This is a genomic window from Kitasatospora sp. NPDC004531, from assembly GCF_053602195.1.
The window spans coordinates 64,938-83,532 of the sequence record NZ_JBSGDD010000018.1 but is presented as its reverse complement, the minus strand read 5'-3'; the positions used below and the strand labels follow the sequence as shown (position 1 = coordinate 83,532).

The 18,595-nt window shown below is 74.5% G+C and carries 19 protein-coding genes; 11 read left to right on the top strand and 8 right to left on the bottom strand.

What is annotated here, in order from left to right:
* Positions 1-2 precede the first annotated feature (2 nt).
* Positions 3-419, bottom strand: coding sequence for a CU044_2847 family protein (locus ACWEMJ_RS11070; protein ID WP_452136706.1), 417 nt, complete (start codon positions 417-419; stop codon positions 3-5).
* 613 nt (positions 420-1,032) lie between these two features.
* On the bottom strand, positions 1,033-1,434 hold the full coding sequence (locus ACWEMJ_RS11065) for a peptidase inhibitor family I36 protein (protein WP_452136705.1): 402 nt from the start codon (positions 1,432-1,434) through the stop codon (positions 1,033-1,035).
* A gap of 383 nt (positions 1,435-1,817) precedes the next feature.
* Here ACWEMJ_RS11065 and ACWEMJ_RS11060 point away from each other — a divergent pair, with 383 nt between their 5' ends.
* On the top strand, positions 1,818-2,732 hold the full coding sequence (locus ACWEMJ_RS11060; RefSeq protein ID WP_452136704.1) for an aminoglycoside phosphotransferase family protein: 915 nt from the start codon (positions 1,818-1,820) through the stop codon (positions 2,730-2,732).
* A 112-nt stretch (positions 2,733-2,844) separates the two neighbouring features.
* Positions 2,845-3,792 (top strand): GNAT family N-acetyltransferase, encoded by a 948-nt coding sequence (locus ACWEMJ_RS11055; RefSeq protein ID WP_452136703.1) that lies wholly within the window; start codon positions 2,845-2,847, stop codon positions 3,790-3,792.
* 59 nt (positions 3,793-3,851) lie between these two features.
* Here ACWEMJ_RS11055 and ACWEMJ_RS11050 read toward each other — a convergent pair whose 3' ends face one another.
* Positions 3,852-4,700 (bottom strand): lysozyme, encoded by an 849-nt coding sequence (locus ACWEMJ_RS11050; protein ID WP_452136702.1) that lies wholly within the window; start codon positions 4,698-4,700, stop codon positions 3,852-3,854.
* Positions 4,701-5,027: 327 nt separating this feature from the next.
* Here ACWEMJ_RS11050 and ACWEMJ_RS11045 point away from each other — a divergent pair, with 327 nt between their 5' ends.
* Positions 5,028-5,903, top strand: coding sequence for a metallophosphoesterase family protein (locus ACWEMJ_RS11045; protein WP_452136701.1), 876 nt, complete (start codon positions 5,028-5,030; stop codon positions 5,901-5,903).
* Between the two features lie 74 nt (positions 5,904-5,977).
* Positions 5,978-6,535, top strand: a complete 558-nt coding sequence (locus tag ACWEMJ_RS11040) for a GNAT family N-acetyltransferase (protein WP_452136700.1) — start codon at positions 5,978-5,980, stop codon at positions 6,533-6,535.
* A gap of 10 nt (positions 6,536-6,545) precedes the next feature.
* On the opposite strand, the gene ACWEMJ_RS11035 is transcribed toward ACWEMJ_RS11040, so the two are convergent.
* Entirely contained in the window at positions 6,546-6,938 is a 393-nt protein-coding gene (locus ACWEMJ_RS11035) for a YkvA family protein (RefSeq protein WP_452136699.1), read from the bottom strand.
* A gap of 153 nt (positions 6,939-7,091) precedes the next feature.
* Here ACWEMJ_RS11035 and ACWEMJ_RS11030 point away from each other — a divergent pair, with 153 nt between their 5' ends.
* Positions 7,092-7,352 carry a hypothetical protein gene (locus ACWEMJ_RS11030; protein ID WP_452136698.1) on the top strand — a complete coding sequence of 87 codons (261 nt, stop codon included), beginning with the start codon at positions 7,092-7,094 and terminating at the stop codon, positions 7,350-7,352.
* 98 nt (positions 7,353-7,450) lie between these two features.
* Here ACWEMJ_RS11030 and ACWEMJ_RS11025 read toward each other — a convergent pair whose 3' ends face one another.
* Positions 7,451-7,951: a glutathione peroxidase gene (locus ACWEMJ_RS11025; RefSeq protein ID WP_452136697.1), complete on the bottom strand. Its 501-nt coding sequence runs from the start codon at positions 7,949-7,951 to the stop codon at positions 7,451-7,453.
* Between the two features lie 167 nt (positions 7,952-8,118).
* On the opposite strand from ACWEMJ_RS11025, the gene ACWEMJ_RS11020 reads away from it, so the two are divergent.
* Positions 8,119-10,452 carry a heavy metal translocating P-type ATPase gene (locus tag ACWEMJ_RS11020; RefSeq protein ID WP_452136696.1) on the top strand — a complete coding sequence of 778 codons (2,334 nt, stop codon included), beginning with the start codon at positions 8,119-8,121 and terminating at the stop codon, positions 10,450-10,452.
* A 69-nt stretch (positions 10,453-10,521) separates the two neighbouring features.
* Positions 10,522-11,229, top strand: coding sequence for a flavodoxin family protein (locus tag ACWEMJ_RS11015; RefSeq protein ID WP_452136695.1), 708 nt, complete (start codon positions 10,522-10,524; stop codon positions 11,227-11,229).
* A gap of 39 nt (positions 11,230-11,268) precedes the next feature.
* Here ACWEMJ_RS11015 and ACWEMJ_RS11010 read toward each other — a convergent pair whose 3' ends face one another.
* Both ACWEMJ_RS11010 and ACWEMJ_RS11005 read right to left on the bottom strand, forming a co-directional pair.
* Complete coding sequence (locus tag ACWEMJ_RS11010; RefSeq protein ID WP_452136694.1) at positions 11,269-12,705, bottom strand: phytoene desaturase family protein; 1,437 nt, start codon at positions 12,703-12,705, stop codon at positions 11,269-11,271.
* A complete protein-coding gene (locus ACWEMJ_RS11005) occupies positions 12,702-14,282 on the bottom strand; it encodes a (2,3-dihydroxybenzoyl)adenylate synthase (RefSeq protein ID WP_452136693.1) in 1,581 nt (526 codons plus the stop codon). Before ACWEMJ_RS11005 ends, ACWEMJ_RS11010 begins: the two co-directional genes overlap by 4 nt.
* Before the next feature lie 188 nt (positions 14,283-14,470).
* Between ACWEMJ_RS11005 and ACWEMJ_RS11000 the strand changes: the two genes are divergently transcribed.
* From ACWEMJ_RS11000 to ACWEMJ_RS10985, 4 genes are read left to right on the top strand one after another with little or no spacing between them, the layout of a single operon-like run.
* On the top strand, positions 14,471-15,229 hold the full coding sequence (locus tag ACWEMJ_RS11000; protein ID WP_452136692.1) for a thioesterase II family protein: 759 nt from the start codon (positions 14,471-14,473) through the stop codon (positions 15,227-15,229).
* Positions 15,226-16,290 carry an isocitrate/isopropylmalate dehydrogenase family protein gene (locus ACWEMJ_RS10995; RefSeq protein WP_452136691.1) on the top strand — a complete coding sequence of 355 codons (1,065 nt, stop codon included), beginning with the start codon at positions 15,226-15,228 and terminating at the stop codon, positions 16,288-16,290. The genes ACWEMJ_RS11000 and ACWEMJ_RS10995 overlap by 4 nt, the downstream gene beginning before the upstream one ends.
* Complete coding sequence (locus ACWEMJ_RS10990) at positions 16,287-17,633, top strand: FAD-dependent oxidoreductase (protein WP_452136690.1); 1,347 nt, start codon at positions 16,287-16,289, stop codon at positions 17,631-17,633. Before ACWEMJ_RS10995 ends, ACWEMJ_RS10990 begins: the two co-directional genes overlap by 4 nt.
* On the top strand, positions 17,624-17,932 hold the full coding sequence (locus ACWEMJ_RS10985) for an antibiotic biosynthesis monooxygenase family protein (protein ID WP_452136689.1): 309 nt from the start codon (positions 17,624-17,626) through the stop codon (positions 17,930-17,932). Before ACWEMJ_RS10990 ends, ACWEMJ_RS10985 begins: the two co-directional genes overlap by 10 nt.
* Before the next feature lie 60 nt (positions 17,933-17,992).
* On the opposite strand, the gene ACWEMJ_RS10980 is transcribed toward ACWEMJ_RS10985, so the two are convergent.
* Entirely contained in the window at positions 17,993-18,472 is a 480-nt protein-coding gene (locus ACWEMJ_RS10980) for a helix-turn-helix domain-containing protein (RefSeq protein ID WP_452136688.1), read from the bottom strand.
* Positions 18,473-18,595 lie beyond the last annotated feature (123 nt).

Genomic DNA, 18,595 nt, shown 5'->3' with positions numbered 1-18,595 from the left:
CGTCAGGCCTCCGGTTCGTCGCCGGCCGTGCGGACGCCGGTCTCCGGTTCGTCGTCGCCCTCGGGAGCGTCGGCCGTGCGAGCGCCGGCCGAAGCGGCGTCGTCCTCGTCCTTGCGCCACGTGACGCGCACCGTCAGATGGCACTTGGCGGCGGTCTTCGTGATCACCACACCGGCCGCGGCGGAGAGATCGACCCCGAACTCCACCTCCACCTCGTCCGGCCCCGCCTCCCGCAACCGGTGCAGCACCGTGCGCGCCAGGCCGGTCACCGGTTCCAGCGCCGTTCCCAGACTCTCCGGCAGCTCCCGTACCGCGTCACCGACCCGGCCCGCCTTCACCGGCCCCGCCGCACCATCCTCCGCCTCGACGAGAATCGAACCCCCGCCGTCCAGCGGCACCCGTGCCAGCTGCTGCCCCATGTCACCCCTCCCCAAGCGCCGCCCCGCGGCGGCCAGGGCCACACCGTAGTACTCGCGCCGACTCGCGGCGAAATCGAGAACTCCCTGATAAGTAAAGATGATTGGGCCTCATTCCAGTCCCCCTCGCGACCGTACGACCACCACGCCAGGGTGCCCGCGGACAGCGGCCCGGGAAACGATCTCCGGGCCACGGGGAACGGAGCCGCCGAACCCCGCACAAAACCCGACGTCACCGGATTCTGTCGGTTGGCCGCAGCGAAGCCCCGCAGATCCTCGGATCTGCGGGGCTCTCTCGTACTGTCTTCGACCCTGGCCGCTCCGCTGCTCCTCGTGGCCCTGGCGGCGGCGGACGAGAAGGCCGGGGCGAAGAGACAACTCGCCAAGAACGGCTTCGTGGTGGCGATCCGGTACGCGTGGACCCCGTCGACGGGTCCGTCGGCGTCGTCGACGCGCTCGACGCCCGGGGCAGTGCGCGCGTCGGCCTGATCGCTCCCCACGGCGACGCCCTCGTCCTGACTGAACCACCTCAGCCCCGGCGCGCCGGGCGAAGCCCGCGCGGGCGGCTTCGGCGCACCCGGGCGGGCTTCAACTGGCTTGCGGTGGTGGTTGGTTGCTACTGCGGGCGGAAGGAGCGGATCTGGTAGCTGCCCATCAGGTTGCCCGAGCCGCCCGAGCCGGTGGAGCCGACGCGGTTGTTGTAGTTGGTGCCGGTGTAGTACTGGACGCGGTGGTTGGTCTTGTTGGCCACCGAGCGCACGTTGTAGCCGTTGCGAATGAAGGAACACATGTCCGCGGTGTTGGCGACCCTGGAGGAGCTCCACGCGCACTGGGTGCCGCCGCCGTCCCAGTCGCTGTAGATGCAGAAGTAGCCGGACGGGCAGCGGCCGTACGACTTCACGGCGGCCGCGTGCGAGGTGGCGGCGGTGTCGGTGGTGGTGGCGGCGGCCGGCGAGGCGAATCCGAGGAGGGTGGTGATGAGGCCGGCCACGAGGGCCGGAACGACGCGTCGGTACATGGTGCGTTGCTCTTTTCCTGGACGAAGGGCGGACGGGCAACGAAGGGCGCGCGGCCCTGACCGTCGGTGATCGGGGTTCGGGCGGCGGCAGAACTGTTCGGCCCGCTCGGCGGCGTCGGCCGCACTCTCTCGACGGACGACGACGGTCCGTGGCGGAGCTCCGAACACCCACCCCGCAGTCACACAACGTGACGTAGGGAAAATCCTAACGAGCCACCGGCCCCAGGTAAGGGCGCGCGACCACCCGCCGCGGGGCGGACGGGGGCACGCCGGGGACGCCGCGACGGCCCGCACCACCACGCGGAGCCGGGACGGGCTGCACTCGGCGGCAACGGGCGGGGATCGGTGCGCGCCGGCCCCAACTGCCGCTAGCCTGGGCGGACATGAGCACCGGGACGCCCGAGGTCACCGCAGAACTGATCACCCGCCTGCTGCGCGAGCAGCGTCCCGAATTGGCCGGGCTTCCGGTGCGTTTCGGGGCGCGGGGCTGGGACAACCAGCTGTGGCGGGTCGGCGAGGACCTCGCGGTCCGGCTGCCGTGGGCCACCGACGGTGCCGACGAGTTGCTGCGGAAGGAGTACCGCTGGGTGCCCGGGCTGGCCGAGGGCCTGCCGTTGCCCGTGCCGGTGCCGCGGTGGCTCGGCGAGCCCGGTGCGGAGTTTCCCCGGCCGTGGCTGGTGACCACCTGGGTGCCGGGCGAGCCTGCCGACCGCGTACCCGTCACGGACGGGTCGGCCGCCGCCGACGTTCTCGCGGCGTTCTTGACGGCCCTCCACCGGCCCGCCCCCGACGACGCCCCGGAGGGACGCGGGCGCGGCGGCCCGCTCGCCGAGTACGAGCGGCAGTTCGAGCGGGGCCTCGCCGAGACCGCCCGACTCGGGCTGATCACCGACCCGGACAGCGTTCGCGCCGTCTGGCACGACGCCCTCGCCGCACCCGCCCGGACAGGTCCGCGCAGCTGGCTGCACGGCGACCTGCACGCCGCCAACGTGCTGACCGCAGAGGGGAGTTACTGCGGCGTCATCGACTTCGGCGACCTCTGCGCCGGCGACCCGGCCTGCGACCTCGCCGCCGCCTGGACGCTGCTCCCCACCGCCGCCGCCCGCGACCGGTTCCACGACGCCTACCGGCCCGCCCTCGACCCCGCCACCCGCCGCCGCGCCCGCGGCTGGGCCGTCCTCCGTGCCTTCGGCGGCCTCCTCATCGGCGAGGCCGGCCGCCAGGGCCGCCCGGGCGGCAAACCCACCTGGGGCCCACCCGCCCGGGCCGCCCTGCGCCGCCTGCTCGCCACGAGCTGACCCCGCTCCTGCCGGTCGTGCTCAAAAACCGTTTGGGGCACGCCCGTTGAAGCGATAGAAAGGCCGGGTTTGTCGGCGGGACCAGCAGGGTCCGAGAGTGGGAGGAGGGGCCATGGCGCTCCCGGAGGGAATCACGGTGCGGGCGGCGGGGGTTGAGGACGCCGAGGCGGTGTGGGTGCTGCTGAACCAGGTGGACGAGATAGAAGTGGGGCGCGCGTTCACGGACTTGGAGGAGGTCCAGGAGGACCTCGGGCACGTCGACGTGGACCTGGAGCGGGACTCCTGGCTGCTGCACGACGCCGACGGCCGGCTCGTCGGGTACGGCATCGTCCGTGACCGGTCGGCCGGTGAGCGGATCAACCTCGACCAGTACCTGCTGCCGGGCCACACCGACGCGGGCCTGCACGTGTTCGGGCTGATGGAGGCCCGTGGCGCGGAGCTCGCCCGCCGCAACGGCGCGGACCGCGCCGTGCTGCACCTGGGGCTGACGTCCGAACCGACCATCGACACCGGGGCGTTGGCGGGTCGCGGCTGGCGGCTGGTGCGTCGCCACCACGTGCTCACCCGGGACGTCGACCCGAAGACCGACCCGTTCCCGCAGGCCCCGGCGGGCCTTCGGCTGCGTGCGTGCGGCACCGAGGAGGACCGGCGCACCGCGCACCGGCTGATCCAGGAGACCTTCGCCGAGCACTACGACTTCCAGCCCCGCAGCTACGAGAAGTGGTGCGCCGACACCGGCGCGGACAGCGCCGACTGGTCGCTGGTGTGGATCGCCGAGCTGGACGGGCACGGCGACGTCGCGGTGCTGCGCACCCGGGACGACCGTTCCGACACCGCCTGGGCCTCGAACATCGGGGTGCGGGCCGGGCTGCGCGGCAAGGGCATCGGCGGCCACCTGCTGCGGCACTTCTTCGCGTTCTACGCCGATCGCGGCCGCCCCCGGGTCGGCCTCGGGGTGGACACCGACAACGCGACGGGCGCGCCCGCGCTGTACCGCGACCACGGCATGGTGCTCGACTTCGCCGTCGACACCTGGGAGTTGATCGTCCCGACGCACTGATCCGGCGGGCCCGCGCCCGGAGGGGGGAAACGGCTCCGGGCGCGGGGAGAAACGGCCGGTCAGCCGTTGGCGAGGGCCTGGACGCGGTCCAGGGCGCCGTTGAAGTAGTTCTGGTCGCCGGGCAGCGTGCCGGAGTCGGCGTACTGCCAGATGGTCTGGTAGGACCAGCCGGCCGGCAGGGTGCCGACGGAGGAGGCGTAGCGGGCGATCCAGAGCGGGTTGGTGGCGCCGAAGGAGCTGTTGTTGCCGGTGCAGGTGGTCCACCAGTCGGTGGTGGTGTAGATCACCGGGTAGCGGCCGGTCTTGGTGTGGACGGTGTTGGAGAAGTCGCGGATCCAGCTGACCATGCCGGCCTGGCTGAGGCCGTAGCAGGTGGCGCCGTACGGGTTGTACTCGATGTCGAGGGCGGGCGGCAGGGTCTTGCCGTCCTTGGACCAGCCGCCGCCGTGGGAGACGAAGTACGTGGCCTGGGTGGCGCCGGAGGAGACGTTCGGCAGCGCGAAGTGATAGGCGCCGCGGATCATGCCGACGTTGTAGGAGCCGTTGTACTGCTGGGCGAACGAGGGGTTGGTGTAGGTGGTGCCCTCGGTGGCCTTGACGTAGGCGAACCGGCCGCCGTTGGCGTACGCGGTGCTCCAGTTGACGCTGCCCTGCCAGTTGGAGACGTCCATGCCCTTGGTCTGGGTGACGGCCAGGGCCGCGATGCCCTCCGGGGAGGCGTTGCCGCGGCCCTCGTGGGCGACGACGGTGGAGCCGGCGTGGTCGAGCTCGGGGTGGAAGTTGGGGGGAGTGGTCGGCTTGGCGGCCTGGGCGGGTGCGGCGGCGGCGACCGCGCCGACCAGCAGGGCGGCGGAGGCGAGGGCGGTGGCGGCGCGACGGAACGTGCGGTGGGTGCCGGAAGCAGGCATGACGGGTCCTCAGTGGGGTGGAGGGCGGCGGCCGGTTTTCGGACGCCGCGGAGAACATATAGTCATGGACCCGTCAGTCAACAGAGTGTTGAAACCACACATCGCCAGAAAGTATGTAGAGCGAACAAACATAGGTGCGATTGCCGAACACCTGTCGTTCCACTGGATGTTGACGCTCCGACAGGAAGCTGCTCATGCTGGCGCGGCCGACCGCTCGGCGGTACCGTGTCCACGCGCGTCCCACTGCCGGGACGCGCCGGCGGTCCCGGCTCCGAACGGCGGCGGGCACGGCCGGAGGCGTCGACGGACACACAGGCTGGGGGAGTGGTGGCGGACGGGCGCCTGCTCGCGGTGAGCGACCTCCACGTCGGCGTCGGCGAGAACCGGCCCGTCCTCGACGCACTGCGGCCGACCGGCCCGGACGACTGGCTGATTGTCGCCGGTGACGTCGCCGAGCAGGTCGACGTCGTCGCGGACGCGCTGCGGGTGCTCGCCGGACGCTTCGCCAAGGTGGTCTGGACGCCCGGCAACCACGAACTGTGGACCACCACCCGCGACCCGGAGCCCATCGACGCGCCCGCGCGCTACCACCAACTGGTCGACCTCTGCCGGGAGTTGGGCGTCGCCACGCCGGAGGACCCGTTCCCGGTCTGGTCCGGGCCCGGCGGGCCCTGCGCCGTCGCCCCGGTGTTCACGCTCTACGACTACAGCTTCCGGGTGCCGGGCGTGCACACCAAGGCCGAGTCGCTGGCCCGCGCCCGGGAGAACGGCGTGGTCTGCACCGACGAGTACCGGATCAGCCCCGCGCCGTACGCGGGCGTCGACGACTGGTGCCGGGAGCGCGTCGAGACCACCGAGAAGGCGCTCGCCGCCCACGACCCGGAGCTGCCGCTGGTGCTGGTCAGCCACTGGCCGCTGGACCGCCGGCCCACCGACGTCCTGCACTACCCCGACTTCGCCCAGTGGTGCGGCACCGAGCTCACCGCCGACTGGCACCGCCGCTTCAACGTCGCCGCCGTCGTCTACGGCCACCTGCACATTCCGCGCACCACCTGGTACGAGGGCGTCCGGTTCGAGGAGGTGTCGCTCGGCTACCCCCGCGAATGGCGCCGCCGCGGCCACCCGCGCGGACTGCTCCGCCAGATCCTGCCCTACCCCGGCCCGGCCGAGCGGCCCGTCCCCCCGACCGAGCCGGCCGAGTAGGCCGAGAACCCCCGGCCGGGGGCGGCGGGCGCTGTGGCACGATGGCGGTCCGAGCACCCGAAGGAGCGCCCCGCATGACCGCCGAGCCGACCGTCTCCCCGACCGCGAGCGCCAGCCCGGTCTTCCGCGTCGCCCAGTCCGAGGACGTGCCCGCGGTGGTCGCCCTGGTCGAGTCGGCCTACCGCGGCGAGGCCAGCCGGGCCGGCTGGACCACCGAGGCGGACCTGCTGGACGGCCGCCGCACCGACGAGGCCGGCGTCGCCGAACTGCTCGCCCGCCCCGAGTCGGTGGTGCTGCTGGCCGAACGCGACGGCGCCCTGCTGGCCTGCTGCCACGTCGAACGGCGCGGCGCCGCCGGCTACTTCGGCATGTTCTCGGTCTCCCCGGCCGCCCAGGGCGGCGGCCTCGGCCGGCAGGTGCTGGCCCGCGCCGAGGAGTGGGCCCGCACCGCCTGGGGCGTCGCCGAGATGGAGATGACCGTCATCGAGCAGCGCGCCGACCTGATCGCCTGGTACGAGCGCCGCGGCTACACCCGCACCGGCGTCCACGAGCCGTTCCCGTACGGCGACGAGCGGTTCGGCATCCCGCTCCGCGACGACCTGCGCTTCGAGAAGCTGGTCAAGGCGCTGTAGCGCGGGCCGCTCAGCCCCCGGTGGGCGCGGCGTCGCGCCGGGTCCACTCCAGGTAGCGGCCGGACTCCCGGGTCAGGCCCATCAGGAACCACAGCAGCAGCCCGGTGTCGTCGCTCCAGCCGATCACCGGGAAGAAGTCCGGCAGCGCGTCGATCGGGCTGACCAGGTACACCGCGACGGCGAACGCCAGCAGCAGCAGCTTGCCCGGGCCCACGCCCGGGTAGCGGCGCAGCAGCACGTCCCGCACCAGGCGCGGCAGCGCCCCCAGCCGGGCCGCCACCCCGGGCGCGCCCGGCCGCCGGGTCTCCCGGTACAGGCCCCACGCCGAGCGCGTCACCGCCAGGCCGTCCAGCCCGCGCACCCGCGCCGCCGCCGCACCCTTCGACGCCCTGCCCTTGCCCACGCGGTCCTCCCGGCCAACCCTTCGACTGACCTTCCACGGTACGGGACCGCCCACCGCCGGCGCGGCCCGCTGCCCGAACAGCGGCAGCGACGGCACGGGCCGCACCGGCGGTGCGGGCGTGCGCGACGGCGGGACGCGGCCGAAGCTGGCGGCATGACGACCACCAGCAGCAACACCACCAGCAACGGGGCGGACACGGCCGGCGAGCCCCTGGTGCGGATCGCGGAGTTCCGCACCGACAGCCGCTACCGCCTCGTCCACTTCAAGGACGAGGGCTGGAAGCCGCTCGCCCCCGAGGAATTCGAACCGGAGGTGAAACACCACTTCCCCGACCTCGACCCGCACGACCCGGTCCGGGTGCACTGGGACGACCGCCCCTGGCAGTGGCCCGCCTGGCACCCCGGCGAGGCCTGAGACCGGCGAGGCCTGAAACCGGCGCGGCCTGCTTCGAAGCAGGAACCCGCCCGGCGGACACCGGTCCACCGGGCGGGCTCCCGCGCGTCCCGGCCCGCTCAGCCGCCCAGCCGCGCCTCGATCTCGGCCACCAGCTCCGGCGCCTCCGGCTCGGTCCGCGGCCGGAACCGCCCGACCACCTCGCCGTCGGCGGACACCAGGAACTTCTCGAAGTTCCACTGCACGTCCCCGGCCTCGCCCGCGGCGTCCGGCACCTCGGTCAGCCGCGCGTAGATCGGGTGCCGGTCGGCCCCGTTCACGTCGACCTTCTCGAACAGCGGGAACGACACCCCGTAGGTGGTCGAGCAGAACTCCTGGATCTCCTCCGCCGACCCCGGCTCCTGCCCCGCGAACTGGTTGCACGGGAACCCGAGCACGGTGAACCCGCGCTCCCCGTACGCCTTCTGCAACCGCTCCAGACCCGTGTACTGCGGCGTCAGACCGCACTTCGAGGCGACGTTCACCAGCAGCAGCACCTTGCCCCGGTACTCCGCCAGCGACGACGGCTCGCCCGCCAGCGTCCGGATCGGAAGCTCGAACAGCGACTCCACGTACCCCACCTGCCCTCTGTACACCGGCCCCGGACACCCCGGGAGACCGGACGCGAACACCAACGCCCCCGAACCTACCCCGCAGACCCCGCCGACGGGACCGACCGCCCTGGCCGCAGCGCCCGCCGCGCGGTGCACTGGAGAGGACAGCCGCAACCCCGGCGGAGGGAACCCCCATGGCCCCGCACACCGCGCCCCGCGAACAGGGCGGCGCCCGACAGCTGCTGAGCGGCGGCGGCATCGAACCCGTCCTGCTCGGCGTGGTCACCGCCGCCACCCTGGCCGGGCTGATCGCCTGGGCGGCCGGCGCGCGCGGCTTCGCCGACCAGTGCTGGATCGTCGCCACCGCCGCCGCCATCGCCCCCGCCCTGATGTGGGTCGCCCAGGCGCTGCGCCGCGGCCGGGCCGGCGTCGACCTGATCGCCGTCCTCGCCCTCGCCGGCACCCTCGCCACCGGCGAGTACCTGGCCGGCGCACTGATCGCCCTGATGCTCTCCAGCGGCCGCTGGCTGGACGCCGCCGCCGAACGCCGCGCCACCCGTGACCTGCGCGAACTCCTCAAACACGCCCCCCGCACCGCCCGCCGCCGCACCGGCGGCAGCGTGCAGACCGTCCCGCTCGCCGACGTCCGGACCGGCGACCTGCTGGTGGTCGGCCCCGGCGAGACCGTCCCCGTGGACGGCCGGATCACCGGCAGCCGCGCCGTCCTCGACGAATCCGTCCTCACCGGCGAATCCGCCCCCGTCACCCGCCGGATCGGCGACCCGGCCCGCAGCGGCGCCGTCAACGCCGGCAGCGCCTTCGACCTGCGCGCCACCGCCACCGAGGAACACTCCACCTACGCCGAGATCGTCCGCCTCACCCAGCAGGCCGGCGCCGAACGCGCCCCCGTCATCCGCCTCGCCGACCGCTACGCCGCCTGGTTCCTGCCGCTCGCCCTCGCCGCCGCCGGCCTCGCCTGGCTGCTCACCGGCGACGCCGTCCGCGCCGTCGCCGTACTCGTCGTCGCCACCCCCTGCCCGCTGCTGCTCGCCGCCCCCGTCGCCATCGTCTCCGGAATCTCCCGCGCCGCCCGCAAAGGCGTCGTGGTCCGCGACGGCGCCGCCCTGGAGACCCTCGGCCGGGCCCGCACCGTCTGCCTCGACAAGACCGGCACCCTCACCGGCGGACGCCCGCACGTCTTCGACCTCGCCACCGCCCCCGGCCACACCCCCGCCGAGATCCTCGCCCTCGCCGCCGCCGTCGACCAGTACTCGCCGCACGTCCTGGCCGAAGCCATCACCGCCGCCGCGGCCGAACGCGGCCTCACCCTGCCGCCCGTCCACGACGTCTCCGAACAGCCCGGCCGCGGCGCCGTCGCCACCCTCGCCGACGGCCGCACCGCCACCGTCGGCCAACGCGACGCCGCCGACCTGCCCGCCTGGGCCCGCGCCGCCGACAACCGCGCCGCCCTCGACGGCGCCGCCCTCGCCTGGGTCGCCGTCGACGACCGCCCCATCGGCGCCGTGCTGCTCCGCGACCCCGTCCGGCACGACGCCCCGCGCACCGTCCGCCGCCTGCGCGAAGCCGGCGTCACCCGACTCCTGATGATCACCGGCGACCGACCCGAACCCGCCCGCGAGATCGCCGCCGTCGTCGGCCTCGACGACGTCCGCGCCCAGCAGTCGCCCGCCGACAAGGTCGCCGCCGTCCGCGCCGAACGCGCCCGCGCCGTCACCGTCATGGTCGGCGACGGTGTCAACGACGCCCCCGCCCTGGCCGCCGCCGACGTCGGCGTCGCGATGGGCGCCCGCGGCGCCGGCGCCTCCTCCGAAGCCGCCGACATCGTGCTGACCACCGACCGCGTCGACCGCCTCGCCGACGCCGCCCAGATCGCCACCCGCTCCCGCCGGATCGCCGTCCAGTCCGCACTCGGCGGCATGGCGCTCTCCCTGGCCGCGATGGTCCTCGCCGCGTTCGGCCTGCTGCCGCCCGCCGCCGGCGCGCTGCTCCAGCAGGTCATCGACGTCGCCGTCATCCTCAACGCGCTGCGCGCGCTGCGCCCCGGCCCCGGCGTCGGGCCCGAAATCGACGCCGCCACTGAGGAGTTGGTGCGCCGCTTCGCCGCCGAGCACGACGACCTGCGGGACGTCCTGGAAGCCGTCCGGGAGGCCGCCGACCGGCTCACCGCGCCCGACACCGCCGACGCCCTCGCCGCCGTCCGGCACGTCGACCGCCTGCTCACCACCCGCCTCCTTCCGCACGAGGAGGCCGAGGAACGCGAGCTCTACCCCGCCCTCGCCGACGCCCTCGGCGGCCCCGAGACCACCGCCACCATGAGCCGCGCCCACACCGAGATCCACCGCCTCGCCCACCGGATCACCACCCACCTCGCCCACGCCGAAACCACCGGAGCCCTCGCCCCCGAACAGCACGACGACCTGCGGGCCTGCCTCTACGGCCTGCACTCCGTGCTGCGCCTGCACTTCGCCCAGGAGGAGGAGAACTACTTCTCGCTGAGCGCCGCCTGACACCCGGCCCGCGGCCCGCCGTGGTGCGATGGCCCCACCCCCTGCCGCACCCTCCCGGAACGGAAGCCGATGGCCACCTCCTACGCCGACCTGCGCGCCGTCTTCGTCAACTGCACCCTCAAGCGTTCACCCGAACGCAGTCACACCCAGGGCCTGATCGACATCAGCGCCGGCATCCTCCGCCACCAGGGCGTCCAGGTCGAGGAGATCCGCGCCGTCGACCACGACATCGCCACCGGCGTCTGGCCCGACATGACCGAACACGGCTGGGACACCGACGACTGGCCGATCCTCTACTCCCAGATCATGAACGCCGACATCCTCACCCTGGCCGGCCCGGTCTGGCTCGGCGACAACTCCTCCGTCATGAAGCGCGTGATCGAGCGCCTCTACGCCTGCTCCGCGATCCTCAACGACCGCGGCCAGTACGCCTATTACGGCCGCGTCGGCGGGTGCCTGATCACCGGGAACGAGGACGGCGCCAAGCACTGCGCGATGAACGTGCTCTACAGCCTCCAGCACCTCGGCTTCGTGATCCCGCCCCAGGCGGACGCCGGCTGGGTCGGCGAGGCGGGCCCCGGCCCGTCGTACCTGGACGACGGCTCGGGCGGCCCCGAGAACGACTTCACCAACCGGAACACGACCTTCATGACCTGGAACCAGCTCCACCTGGCACGGATGCTCAAGGACGCCGGCGGCGTCCCCGCCCACGGCAACCAGCGCTCGGAGTGGGACGCGGGCTGCCGCTTCGACTTCGAGAACCCCGAACACCGGTAGGGACTCGGCAATGGGCCGCCCGCCCCGTCCGCGGCGGTCTCAGTGGGCGGTGCGGATGCCGAAGCGGTCGCGGAGGGCGTGCCGCGCCGCGTGGACGCCGCACATGCCGTGGACGGCCGGGCCCGGCGGGGTGGCCGAGGAGCACAGGTACACCCCCGGCAGGGGGGTGCGGTACGGGTTCCACCGCGGGGTGGGGCGCAGCGCCGTGTGCCACAGCGACAGGGGGCCGCCGCCGATGGAGCCGCCGACGAGGTTGGGGCTGTGGCGGGTCAGCCGCGCCGCCGGGACGACGTGGCGGGCCAGGACCAGGTCGCGGAAGCCGGGGGCGAAGCGTTCGACCTGCGCGGTGACGGTCTCGCCGAGGTCGAGCGTGGATCCGTGGGGCACGTGGGCGTACGCGTACAGGGTGTGCCGGCCGGCCGGTGCGCGGCCGGGGTCGACCACGCCGGGCTGCACCGCGAGGACGAACGGGCGTGCGGGGTGTCGGCCGCGGGCCACGTCGCGTTCGGCGGCGACCGCTTCGGCGCGGGTGCCGACCAGGTGGAGGGTTCCGGCCAGTTCGCAGCCGGGGGCGGTCCAGGGGACGGGCCCGCCGAGGGCCCAGTCGACCTTGCAGACGGCGGGGCCGGGGCGGGCGGCCAGCAGCGCCCGGGCGTAGCGGGCGGGCAGCCGGCCGGCGGCGAGCGAGGGCAGCGCGGCCGGGGCGACGTCCAGCAGGACGGCCCGGGCCCGGGGGAGTTCGCGCAGGTCGCGGACCGGGTGGCCGGTGCGGATCACCCCGCCGCGGGCGGTCAGCGCCGCGGCGAGGGCGTCCGCCAGCCGCTGGCTGCCGCCGCGGACGACGGGCCAGCCGACGGCGTGGGCGAGGGTGCCGAGGACCAGCCCGATCGCGGCGGTGGCGGGCGAGCCGGGCGGCAGCATCGCGTGGGCGGCCACGCCGGCGAACAGGGCGCGGGCGGGTTCGTTCCGCCAGCGCAGGGCGCGCAGCGGGGTGCCCTGTTCGGCGACCCGGAGCGCGGCCCGCAGGGCGGTGACCGGGTCGGCGGGGGGTGAGCGCAGGTCGGAGGTGGCCAGCGCGGTGAGGCCGGGCCAGCGCCCGGCGAGCGGGCCGAAGAGGGAGGCCCAGGCGGGGCCGTCGGGGCCGAGGCCGGCGGCGGTGCGTTCGAGCGAGCGCCAGGCCAGGGCGGCGGTGCCGCCGTCCAGGGGGTGGGCGTAGGCGACGTCGGGCTGGAGGAGCTCGACGCCGTGTGCGGCGAGGTCGAAGGAGCGGAAGAACGGGGAGGCGACGGCCATCGGGTGGGCGACGGCGCAGACGTCGTGGTGGAAGCCGGGCAGGGTGAGTTCGGCGGTGCGGGTGCCGCCGCCGACGGTGTCGGCGGCCTCGTGGAGGGCGACCCGGAGGCCGGCGTCGGCGAGGGTGAGGGCGGCGGCCAGTCCGTTCGGGCCGGCGCCCACCACGACCGCGTCGAAGGTCACCGGGCGGCCACCCGCGCGCGCAGGGCCTTCTTGTCGACCTTGCCCATGGGGGTGCGGGGGAGCTGCGGCAGCGGGACCAGCCGGTCGGGGATCTTGTAGGCGGCGAGGCCGCGCTCGCGGAGGAACTCCTTGACGGCGGACGGGCGGGCGGCCGTCTCGTCGAGGACGACGAAGGCGTACGTCCGCTCGCCGAGCACGGTGTCGGCGACGCCGATCACGGCGGCGTCCTCGACGGCGGGGTGGGTGCGCAAGTGCCGTTCCACCTCCTCCGCGGAGACCTTCTCGCCGGCCCGGTTGATGACGTCCTTGATCCTCCCGACGATCATGATGTTCCCGTCGGGGCGGCGCACGGCGAGGTCGCCGGTGCGGAAGAAGCCGTCGGGGGTGAAGGAGCGGGCGTTCTCCTCGGGGGCCCGGTAGTAGCCGCGGACGGTGTACGGGCCGCGGGCCTGCATCTCGCCGGTCTCGCCGTCGGGCACGGGCGCGCCGGACTCGTCGACGATGCGGACTTCGTCGTCGGGCGACATCGGGCGGCCGTCCGTGTGGGTGGCGGCCTCCTCGGGGTCGTCGAGCCGGGTGTGGGTGCACAGGCCCTCGCTGATGCCGTACCAGCGCTGGAGCCGGCAGCCCAGCTCCCGGGTCGCGCGGGCGGCGAGGGCCGGGTCGAGCGGGGCGCTGCCGACCTGGATCAGCAGGCGGGACAGGTCGCCGCGCGGGTGCCGGGAGTCGGTCCACAGGCGGAGCACCGAGGGGACGACCGTGGTGACGGTGACGGACTCCCGGCGGATCAGTGCGAAGACGTCGTCGGGGCGCACGCTGGAGGTGAGCACGGCCTTCCCCCCGAGCAGCAGGCTGCCGATGACGCCCGGGCAGGCCAGGGCCGCCTGGTGGGCGACCGGGTTGACGGCCAGGTACACCACCTCGGGGCCGACCCGCATGGCCTCGGCGCAGGCCCGCATCACGTACCCGTAGTCGTCGTGGGTGCGGGGGATCAGCTTCGGCAGCCCGGTGGTGCCGCCGGAGAGCAGGAACAGCGCGGGCTCGGCGGGGTCCACCGCGGGCAGCGGGACGTCCGGGGCGTCCAGCGACTCCAGCGAGGTGAACTCCTGGGCGTCGCCGGTGACGATCACCCGCGGGCCGGGCGGGAGCTCCCGGGCGAGCGTCCGGTAGTCGAAGCCGCCGAACTCGTCCTTCACCACGTAGGCCACCGCGCCGGAGTGCGCGCACAGGTGCTCGATCTCGGTCCTGCGGTGCCCGGGCAGGGCGAGCACGGGGATGGCGCCGGCCCGCAGCAGGGCGAAGAACGTGACGACGAACTCCGGGATGTTGGGCAGGTGCACCACGACCCGGTCCAGCGGCCGGATGCCCAGCCCGATCAGGCCGCCCGCCAGCCGGTCCGCCCGCCGGGACAGCTCCGCGTACGTCATCCGCTCCTCGCCGCACACCACGGCCACCCGGTCGGCGTTCCGCGCGCAGGACCCGTGCAGCAGGTCGCCCAGGGACACCCCGGACCAGACGCCGGTCCGGCGCAGCTTCGCCGCGATGTGTTCGGGCCAGGGCACAGAACCGTCGAGCATGATCGCGTTCCCTTCCGGGCCCAGGGTCCGTCCCGAGCCGCCTGTCGAGTCCCTTTGGGTCGGAATCGTCTGCTCCGCGGCCCGGCCCGCCCCGATCTCTTGCCGACATCTGTCGGCAGCCCCGCGAATCCCCGGAGAGTCGAAAGCATGGGGAGGCACGGAACGACCACCGACCGGAAGGGCAGAGGATGGGCCGGGTACCAGAGCGCGGCTGGGTGCGGTCGATGACCGCCGGCGCCGGCGCGGACGTTCGGCTGGTGTGCTTCCCGCACTCGGGCGGTTCGGCGATCTCCTTCGGCGAATGGGGCGCCGCGCTGCCCGCCGGCGTGTCGCTGCTCGGCGTCCAGTACCCGGGCCGCGGCGACCGCTTCCGGGAACCGCTGGTCGACCGGGTCGCCGAGATGGCCGACCGGGTCGCGGCGGAACTGCTGCGCGGGACGCCGCAGCGCAGGGTGCTGTTCGGGCACAGCCTGGGCGCGCTGGTCGCCCACGAGACGGCGCTGCTGCTGCGCGACGCCGGCCAGCAGCCCCTGGCGCTGTGCGTCTCCGCGGCCATGCCGCCCGGGCTGATCCGCGACGGCGAGCTCCACCGGGCGCCCGACGACGAGTTCTGGGCGGCGCTGTGCGCGCTCGGCGGCATCGAACCCGCGGTCGCCGCCAACGTCGAACTGCGCGACGTGCTGCTGCCCGCCATCCGCTCCGACCTGCGGGCCCACGCCACCCACCGGCCCCGCCCGGACGTCCGCCCGCTGTCCTGCCCGGTGCGCTGCTACCACGGCGAGGGCGACCCGCTGGTCGACCGGACCGCGCTGGCGGCGTGGGCGGACGTCACCACCGGCGCCTTCTCCCGACTGGACCGGCCCGGCGGGCACTTCCACCTGGCGACGGACGTCGAGGAACTCGTCGCGGACGTGCTGAACCAGGGCCGGGAGGTGAGGCTGCCGTGACCACCGTCGCGGTGATCCCCGGCGACGGCATCGGCCCGGAGGTGATCGGGCCCGCGCTGGCCGTCCTCGACGCCCTCGACCTCGGCGTCCGCACCGACCTCCTGGACCACGTCAACGCCGAGACCTACCTGCGCACCGGAGCGGCCCTGACCGCCGCCGACCTGGACCGGATCCGGACCAGCGGGGCGGCGCTGCTCGGCGCCGTCGGCGACCCCCGGCTCGCCGACACCGGGTACGTGCGCGGCGTGCTGACCACGCTGCGCCTGGAACTCGACCTGTACGTCAACTACCGGCCCGCCGCCCTGCTGCACGACCGGCTCAGCCCGCTGCGCGACCCGGCCCGCCGGGCCATCGACTGCGTGATCGTCCGGGAGAACACCGAGGGCCTGTACAGCGGCATCGGCGGCGGCGCCCGCGCCGGCACCCCGCACGAGATCGCCCTCGACGTCGACCTGAGCACCCGTCAGGGCGTCTCCCGGGTACTGGAGTTCGCGTTCGCGACGGCACGCCGGTCGGTGTGCCTGGTCGACAAGGCCAACGCCGTCCGCAACGGCGGCGGACTGTGGCAGCGCTGCTGGAGCGAGGCCGTCGCCCGGCACCCCGAGGTGGAGACCTCGCACCTGTACGTGGACACCGCCGCGCTGCGGCTGGCCACCGACCCGACCGCCTTCGACGTCATCGTCACCAACAACTCCTACGGCGACATCCTCAGCGACCTCACGGCCGCGCTCGCCGGCGGCCTCGGCGTGGCCGCGTCCGGGAACCTCAACCCGGCCACCGGCTTCGGCCTGTTCGAGCCGGTGCACGGCAGCGCCCCGGACATCGCCGGCACCGGCGTCGCCAACCCGTTCGGCGCGATCCTCTCGGTGGCCCTGCTGGCCGAGCACCTGGGCCGGCCCGCCGAGGCGGACGCCGTCCGCGCGGCGGTCGCCGCCGCCGTGGCCGACGGCCGGGTCACCCCGGACCTCGGCGGAACGCTCGGCACGGAAGAGGTGGGCGCCGCGGTGCTCGGCGAACTGCGGACCCGACAGGGCAACGGAACCGGGGCGGGGAGGCCATGAACGAGCACGACACCGAGGGCACCGTCATCGTGGGGGCCGGCCTGGTCGGCGCGGTCGCCGCGCTCTACCTCGCCCCCCGCCACGGACCGGTCACCCTGCTGGAGCGGCGCGCCGACCCCCGGCGCGAGGACGGCCACGTCGGCCGGTCGCTCGTCGTGATGCTGTCGAACCGCGGCTGGCGGGCCCTGACCGAACTGGGCGTCGCGGACGCCGTCCGCCGGATCTGCGTCCCCCTGCACGGCCGCCGCGCCCACCTGCCCGACGGCCGCACCCGCACCACCCCCTACGGCCGCGACGGGCAGCCGATCTGGGCCGTGGAGCGCCGGGCGCTGCACCGGATCCTGCTGGACGCCGCCGAGGCCGCCCCCGGCGTGCGGATCCGCTTCGGCCGGCGCGTGCGGTCGATCGACCCGGACGAACCCGCGGTGCTGCTGGACGGCCCCGACGGCACGCACCGGCTGCGCTGCCGCCGGATCCTCGGCTGCGACGGCGCGCACTCCGCCGCCCGGGCGGCCCTGGAGGCCCGCGGCGCCCGCAGCGAGGTGCGCCGGCTCGACCTGGCCTACCAGGAGATCGAGGTGCCGGGCGGCCGGCTCGACCCGACCGTCACGCACTTCTGGCCCACCGGCGGGGCGATGTTCGCCGCCCACCCCCTGCCCTCCGGGAAGCTCTCCGGCTCCCTGTTCATGCGGCTCGACGGCCCCGCCCCGTCCTACGCCGCGGCCGGCGGGGACAACGGCCGGTACGCGATGTTCGCCGAGCTCTTCCCCGAGCTGACCGGCCTCGTCCCCGACGCCGCCGAGCAGCTCGCCGCCAAGACCGTCTCCACCCTCACCGTGGTCCACTGCGACCGGTGGGTCCGGCAGGGCACCTTCGCGCTGCTCGGCGACGCCTGCCACGCGATGGCCCCGTTCATGGGGCAGGGAATGAACTGCGGCTTCGAGGACGCCCGCGTCCTGGCCGAGTGCCTGGACGCCGCCGGCGACTGGACGGCCGGCCTCGCCGCGTACGAGAAGGCGCGGACCGAGGACGCCGACGCCATCTCCACGCTCTCCTACCGGCACTACTTCACGATGGCCGAACCCCCGCGCGCGGAGACCGCCGCGGAACGCCTCAAGGCACGGCTGACGGCGCTGTTCCCCGACCGGTTCGTGCCGCTGTACGAGCGCTGCGCCTTCACCGAGGACAGCTACGCCGCCGTGCTGCGCGACGACCGCCGACTGGACCGGCTGGTGGAGACCATGCTGGCCCGGCACGGCGAGGACCTGGCCGCGGCGCCCGACGAGCTGCTGCGCGCCCGCACCCCCGACACCGCACCCCTGGAGGACGGCGAATGTTCGTGATCCTGTTCAAGTCGCGCCTGTCCGAGCAGGCCGGCGAGGAGTACCGGGCCACCGAGGAGCGGATGCAGGAGCGGCTCCGCGAGATCACCGGGTCCGACCCGGTGGAGGCCAAGGAGTACGTCGCGGCGGACGGCGAACGCCTCACCGTCCTGATGTGGCAGGACGGTGAGACGCTGGAGCGCTGGCGCAGCGACCCCGAGCACCGCGAGGCGCAGCGCCGGGGCCGCCAGGAGTGGTACTCCAGCTACGAGTTGACGGTTGCCGAGGTCGTCCGCAGCAGCGGCGGCGAACGGCGGTAGGGCCGCGGCTCTCCGGGCCCTGCCGCCGACCCGGCGGGGCCGGGCCGTCCCCGGGCGCGCCTACTGGCAGTCGGTCTCCAGCACGTACCCGCGCCCCCAGGCCGTGCGGATGACCAGGTCGGTCGTGGACAGTCGGCGTCTGAGCCGCATGATGTGCAGGTCGAGCGAGTTCCTGGTCGGCCGCTGGACGTGGTCCGCCAGCCGCTGGGTGAGTTCGTGCCGGTACACCACCTCGCCGAAGTGGTCGATGAACACCTCCAGCAGCTCGGACTGGACACTCGAGACGGTGATCGAGTGCGGGCCGAAGCTGAGCGTCCCGGCCGAGTCGAGGGTCGGTGTCCGGCGGCTGTGCAGCCGGTTCTGCAGGGCCAGCACCCGGGCGTCGAGGTCGTCCCGGGTGATCGGGGCGCGCACCCAGTCCTCGAACGGGTCGTTGCAGACCGGCGGGCGGGCTCCCGCCTCGACCACCAGCAGCCGCGGCACGCCGTTGCTTCTGCACCGGTTCCGCAGATCGGCCTGGGCCGGCCATCGGACGAACATGACATCACTTCTCGGACCCCCCACCAGACACGCCTTCCCGTGAACGCACGCGGATGATTGCTGTCGTCGTCGGCTCGCGGCACTCGGGGTCGGCCGCGCAAGCGTAGGGCCACAGGCCGTGTC

Coding starts and splice junctions, on each gene's coding strand:
- ACWEMJ_RS11055 (WP_452136703.1), top strand. CDS start 2,845: ATGGCGCTCCCGGAGGGAATCACGGTGCGGGCGGCGGGGGTTGAGGAC.
- ACWEMJ_RS10990 (WP_452136690.1), top strand. CDS start 16,287: ATGAACGAGCACGACACCGAGGGCACCGTCATCGTGGGGGCCGGCCTG.
- ACWEMJ_RS10980 (WP_452136688.1), bottom strand. CDS start 18,472: ATGTTCGTCCGATGGCCGGCCCAGGCCGATCTGCGGAACCGGTGCAGA.
- ACWEMJ_RS11070 (WP_452136706.1), bottom strand. CDS start 419: ATGGGGCAGCAGCTGGCACGGGTGCCGCTGGACGGCGGGGGTTCGATT.
- ACWEMJ_RS11030 (WP_452136698.1), top strand. CDS start 7,092: ATGACGACCACCAGCAGCAACACCACCAGCAACGGGGCGGACACGGCC.
- ACWEMJ_RS11060 (WP_452136704.1), top strand. CDS start 1,818: ATGAGCACCGGGACGCCCGAGGTCACCGCAGAACTGATCACCCGCCTG.
- ACWEMJ_RS11050 (WP_452136702.1), bottom strand. CDS start 4,700: ATGCCTGCTTCCGGCACCCACCGCACGTTCCGTCGCGCCGCCACCGCC.
- ACWEMJ_RS10985 (WP_452136689.1), top strand. CDS start 17,624: ATGTTCGTGATCCTGTTCAAGTCGCGCCTGTCCGAGCAGGCCGGCGAG.
- ACWEMJ_RS11040 (WP_452136700.1), top strand. CDS start 5,978: ATGACCGCCGAGCCGACCGTCTCCCCGACCGCGAGCGCCAGCCCGGTC.
- ACWEMJ_RS11000 (WP_452136692.1), top strand. CDS start 14,471: ATGGGCCGGGTACCAGAGCGCGGCTGGGTGCGGTCGATGACCGCCGGC.
- ACWEMJ_RS11005 (WP_452136693.1), bottom strand. CDS start 14,282: ATGCTCGACGGTTCTGTGCCCTGGCCCGAACACATCGCGGCGAAGCTG.
- ACWEMJ_RS11065 (WP_452136705.1), bottom strand. CDS start 1,434: ATGTACCGACGCGTCGTTCCGGCCCTCGTGGCCGGCCTCATCACCACC.
- ACWEMJ_RS11015 (WP_452136695.1), top strand. CDS start 10,522: ATGGCCACCTCCTACGCCGACCTGCGCGCCGTCTTCGTCAACTGCACC.
- ACWEMJ_RS11020 (WP_452136696.1), top strand. CDS start 8,119: ATGGCCCCGCACACCGCGCCCCGCGAACAGGGCGGCGCCCGACAGCTG.